This is a genomic window from Arthrobacter sp. P1_B4, from assembly GCF_056406555.1.
On sequence record NZ_JBFTZW010000145.1, the window covers coordinates 1 to 4,859 of the forward strand.

General features: G+C 66.2%; 4 protein-coding genes, 1 tRNA gene and 1 pseudogene. 3 read left to right on the forward strand and 3 right to left on the reverse strand.

The annotated features are described in order from the left end of the window. Positions 1-234, forward strand: a pseudogene (locus AC1D1W_RS19885) (pyridoxal 5'-phosphate synthase lyase subunit PdxS); the annotation flags it as partial. Positions 235-551: 317 nt separating this feature from the next. Here the strand turns inward: AC1D1W_RS19885 and AC1D1W_RS19890 are convergent. Next, a tRNA-Thr gene (locus tag AC1D1W_RS19890) sits at positions 552-628 on the reverse strand. A gap of 240 nt (positions 629-868) precedes the next feature. Beyond that, the gene (locus tag AC1D1W_RS19895; protein ID WP_476944605.1) at positions 869-1,759 is read right to left on the reverse strand and encodes a DsbA family protein; all 891 of its coding nucleotides are present in this window, start codon (positions 1,757-1,759) and stop codon (positions 869-871) included. A gap of 281 nt (positions 1,760-2,040) precedes the next feature. On the opposite strand from AC1D1W_RS19895, the gene AC1D1W_RS19900 reads away from it, so the two are divergent. Both AC1D1W_RS19900 and otsB read left to right on the forward strand, forming a co-directional pair. Beyond that, a complete protein-coding gene (locus AC1D1W_RS19900; RefSeq protein ID WP_243182222.1) occupies positions 2,041-3,450 on the forward strand; it encodes an alpha,alpha-trehalose-phosphate synthase (UDP-forming) in 1,410 nt (469 codons plus the stop codon). Then, positions 3,440-4,285, forward strand: a complete 846-nt coding sequence (gene otsB, locus AC1D1W_RS19905) for a trehalose-phosphatase (protein ID WP_476944606.1) — start codon at positions 3,440-3,442, stop codon at positions 4,283-4,285. Before AC1D1W_RS19900 ends, otsB begins: the two co-directional genes overlap by 11 nt. Before the next feature lie 33 nt (positions 4,286-4,318). On the opposite strand, the gene AC1D1W_RS19910 is transcribed toward otsB, so the two are convergent. Then, entirely contained in the window at positions 4,319-4,720 is a 402-nt protein-coding gene (locus tag AC1D1W_RS19910; protein ID WP_243182214.1) for a VOC family protein, read from the reverse strand. Between the last annotated feature and the right edge of the window lie 139 nt (positions 4,721-4,859).

The following is a 4,859-nucleotide window of genomic DNA, read 5'->3' on the forward strand; positions in this document are numbered from 1 at the left end:
CCGGCCGACGCCGCGATGATGATGCAGCTCGGCGCCGACGGCGTGTTTGTCGGCTCCGGCATCTTCAAGTCCGGCAACCCGGCCCAGCGGGCCGCCGCCGTCGTGAAGGCCACCACGTTCTACGACGACCCGGACGAGATCGCCAAGGCCTCCCGCGGCCTGGGCGAGGCCATGGTCGGCATCAACGTCGACGAAATCCCGCAGCCGCACCGCCTCGCCGAGCGCGGCTGGTAATACCAGGCGATACTCGCGCCTAACGCGCTTGGCTTAATAAGAGAGACTGCAGAGGCTCCATAAGCGAGGCGCCTCGGCGCCGAGTTTGTGGAGAAGCAGTCGAACGCCGCCCTTCGCCTTGCGCTCCTGATTGAACGACGGCGGCGCCAATTATCCCCGCCAGCCCCAACGGGACGGCCGCCAGCGCCCCGAGGTGCGGCAGCAGGCTGCCGCCGCCAGGTTCAGCCCGCCCACCTCCACAGCCGGGGCCGCCGCCTGTTTTAAGACATAAGAAAACCCCTCCGTTCCGGCCAAATTCGCCGGAACGGAGGGGTTCGTGGGGCCCCCTGTCGGATTCGAACCGACGACCCCCGCTTTACAAGAGCGGTGCTCTGGCCAACTGAGCTAAGGAGGCATTCCTGCTTCCTGACACAACTCCGGGCCACAAAATGGCGCGGATGTCAGGGCGCTAGACAAGATTAGCCCACCGACGCCCGGTGAGAAAAACCCAGAGAAAAACGCGCAACGCCCCTCCCGCCCAGCGAAGGCCTAAAGCGAACCCAAAGCAATGGCCCGGCCCCGGGACGATCCGGGGCCGGGCCATCAACTTGTGGCCTTTAACTGCGCGCCTTCAACGGCATGTGCCGCTGCGCGGTTACTTCTTGGCGTCGATCGCGGCCTGCAGGTACTGGTCGAACGGGGTCTGGGCGCTGTCGCCGACGCCCCACTGCTTGCCTTCAACGAAGACAGTGGGCGTGCCGGTGATGCCGATTACCGTGGCCTCCTGGGTGGTGTGCTTCACCCACGGACGGTAGGTCTTGCCATCCACGCACGTCTCGATGCTCTTGGCCCCGGCGTCGGTGGCCAGCGTCTTCAGCTCGTTGTCGGAGAGTCCGGCGCTGCCTTCGGCCGGCTGCTTGGCGAACAGCAGGTCGACGAAGTCCGAGTACTTCTCCGGGGATTCGTTGACCACGCAGGCTGCGGCGTTGGCCGCGCGCGAGGAGTAGTTCGTGGTGGACCGGCTGTCCAGGAATCCGAGCGGGCGGTACTCCACGGTGATTTTGCCCTCGTTGCGCAGCTTGGTGAGCGTCTCGTTGTACTGCGCCTCGAAGTTCTTGCAGACGGGGCAGATGAAGTCGATGTAAAGGACCACCTTGACCGGCTTGCCGGCCTCAGCCTCGGCGCCCGGGGCCGTGACCGGAGACGGCGGCGTGGCCGGAGCGGACGGGAGGTCGGACAGCTTCACGGTTGCGGGATCGGTCTTCGCCACGTCGGTGTTCGCCAGCAGGGTGACCCCGCCGTGGATGTTGCCGTTGGCCGGCGTAGGTCCCTCGTCGGCAACCGGGGCGTTGTTCTTGATGTTGGAGGTGACAACCAGCGCGACGATCACGATGATGGCGACGACGGCGGCAACGATGCCCCAGCCGATCAGCAGCTTGTTGCGCTTCTCCTTCTTCAGCTGCGCCTCGCGGATCTCGCGGGCTTTCTCGCGCGCCGCGGCAGTGCGCTCTGCCTTAGACAGTCGGGGTTCGTTTGCGGGGCTCATTGGTTCCTCGGGTCGTTCGGCCAGGGACGGTCCACTCAGTGGCAACGTCATCATTTTAGGGGAGAAACCCGAGAACTTGCGCTTTCAAGTTTCCCTTCCGCCTGCCCAACGGACGAATAGCCCGGAAGATTCCGGGCGGCTAGGGTTGATGGAGAGCCACGAGCGGACCCCAGGGGGCACCAATGCAAGCAACGGACAGCGCCGGCCACGGCACACAGAGCACCACTGAAGCGGCGCGGACGGCCACCACCGGCGCCGCGGCAGGGGACCAGTTCGACTTCATGGTGGTGTCCAACCGGCTGCCCGTCGACCGCTGTTCGGCCGACGAGACCGGCTGCGAGGACGGCTGGCGCCGCTCCCCCGGCGGACTCGTGACAGCCCTGGCCCCGATGATGACCAAGACCGACGGCGCGTGGGTGGGCTGGCACGGAGCCCCCGATGAGACGGTCAAGCCTTTCAGCCATGGCGGCATCGACCTGATCCCCGTCCAGCTGAGCACCGAGGACATCGAGCTTTTCTACGAGGGCTTTTCGAACGCCACGTTGTGGCCGCTTTACCACGACGTGATCGCCCCTCCGGAGTTCCACCGCACCTGGTGGGATTCGTACCGGAAGGTCAACCGGAGGTTCGCCGACGCCGTCATCCGCCATGCGGCCGAGGGTGCCACCGTCTGGGTGCAGGACTACCAGCTCCAACTGGTTCCCAAGCTGCTCCGGGAGGCCCGGCCGGATCTGAAGATCGGGTTCTTCAACCACATCCCCTTCCCGCCGCCGGAGATCTTTGCTCAGCTCCCGTGGCGCCGGGCGATCATCGACGGCCTCCTGGGGGCGGACCTGGTGGGCTTCCAGCGCAGCAGCGATGCCGGAAACTTCATGCGCTCCGCACGGCGCTTCCTTGGCGCGAGCGTCAAGCAGCAGCAAGTCCATGTCAGGGGCACCGACGGCGAAACCACCCACATCGCGAGGGCCCAGGCGTTCCCCATCTCTATTGATGTCAAGCAGATCACCGAGCTGGCGAAGAAGCCGGAGGTAATCGAGCGGGCGCAGCAGATCCGCCGGGACCTCGGCAACCCCAAGACCATCCTGCTCGGCGTCGACAGGCTCGACTACACCAAGGGCATCCGGCACCGGCTCAAGGCGTACGAGGAACTGCTGCAGGACGCCAAGGTCACCGTCGAGGACGCGACCCTGATCCAGGTGGCCAGCCCCAGCCGTGAGCGTGTGGAGCAGTACCGCCTGCTCCGTGAGGAGGTCGAGGGCACAGTGGGCCACATCAACGGCACCTTCGACACCATGGAGAGCACGGCCGTCCGCTACCTGCACCACAGCTACCCCATCGAAGAGATGGTGTCCCTGTACCTGGCCGCGGACGTCATGCTGGTCACCGCCCTGCGCGACGGCATGAACCTCGTCGCCAAGGAATACGTCACGGCCCGGACAAACAACGACGGAGCGCTGGTACTGAGTGAGTTCGCCGGCGCCGCGGACCAGCTCAAGCAAGCCCTGCTGATGAACCCGCACGACATTGACGGCCTCAAGGACACGATCATGAGGGCCGTCAACATGCAGCCGGCCGAGGCATCACGCCGCATGCGGGCCATGCGCAAGCAGATTCTGGACCACGACGTCGACCTCTGGTCCTCCGACTTCCTGAAAGCCCTCGCCGAAAAGGTTGTACGCGATGACTCCTGACGCCGCCGGAACCCACGATTCAGAGCCCAACACTCCAAACACGGCCCCGCTCTCGCTCTCCCCTGAGCTGCTGGCAGCCGTGCGCCGCGTCGCCGGCACCGGGCACCTGCTCGTGGCGATGGACTTCGACGGCACCATGGCACCGCTCGTGGACCATGCCGGCGACGCCCGCGCGCTCCCTCGCTCCGCAGCCGCCTTCGCGGCGCTGACGGAACTGCCCCGGACGACGACGGCGCTCATCTCCGGCCGGGCGCTGGACAGCCTGCGGGCCGTCGCCTCCCCGCCGGAGGAGACGCTGCTGATCGGCAGCCACGGCGCAGAGGTCTGGATGGGGCCCGGCTCCTCGGAACTCATGCTCGACGACGCCCAACGCGAACTCCTGGCCGAGGTCCGCCGGGAGCTTGAGGGAATCGTGGAACAGGCCCCGGGGACCCTTTTGGAAGACAAGCCGGCCGGCGTCGTCCTGCACACGCGGCTCGCGGCGGACGACGTCGCCGAGGACGCCGTCGCCGCGGCGCGGGCGGTCCTGCAGGACCGCAGAGGCGTCTTCCTCAAGTCGGGCAACCGCGTCCTGGAGACCTCCGTCGTGAACGCCTCCAAGGGCGAGGGCATTGCCTTCCTGCGGCAGGCTGCCGGAGCCACGGCCGTGGCCTTCGCCGGAGACGACACCACCGACGAGGACGCCCTGGCCAGCCTCGTCCCGGGCGATCTCGGGGTAAAGGTGGGGCTCGATTTCACCCAGGCTGAGTTCCGGGTGGAGGCGCCGGTGCACGTCTGCGAACTGCTGGAGGCCCTGCTGCGTGAGCGGAAGAAGGCCCTCAACTCCCGGAGCTAACGCGGGCTTACTGAGCGGTCAACCGGGCGTCGGTCACGACTCAGGCTCGTAGCCGATCAACCAGTGCAGTCCGTGACGGTCGAGGACCTGGCCATCTGTCGCGCCCCAGGGCTTCGGGGCAAGGGGATCGATCACCCGGCCGCCAACGGCGAGCTTGTCGAACCACTCGTGGAGAACTGACGGTTCGGCGGTCCCCAGCAGCGAGAGCATGAGGCCTTCGGACCGGACGCTTTTCTCGCCCGCAGCCGCATCCGACCCCGCCAAAGCGACTACGCCGTTCAGCTGTCCGTGGGCAATGGCATCCGGCGGGCCATCGCTGCGGTTGAACTCCTCGTACGTGAACAACGCAAGCTCTCCGCCGAAAACGTCGGCGTAGAAGCCAAGTGCTTCACGCGCCGTGCCGGGGAAACTGACATAGATCTGCAGTGCCGTCATGCGCACAGCATACCTACCCTTTTCTGGCGCCACGTGACGGACCCCACGTGTGACATCCGTAACTTTTTAGCCCATTTGGCATATATCTGACATACTCTGTTTGTGATGTGGCGCACAACTACCGTGCGGCGTCACTGGG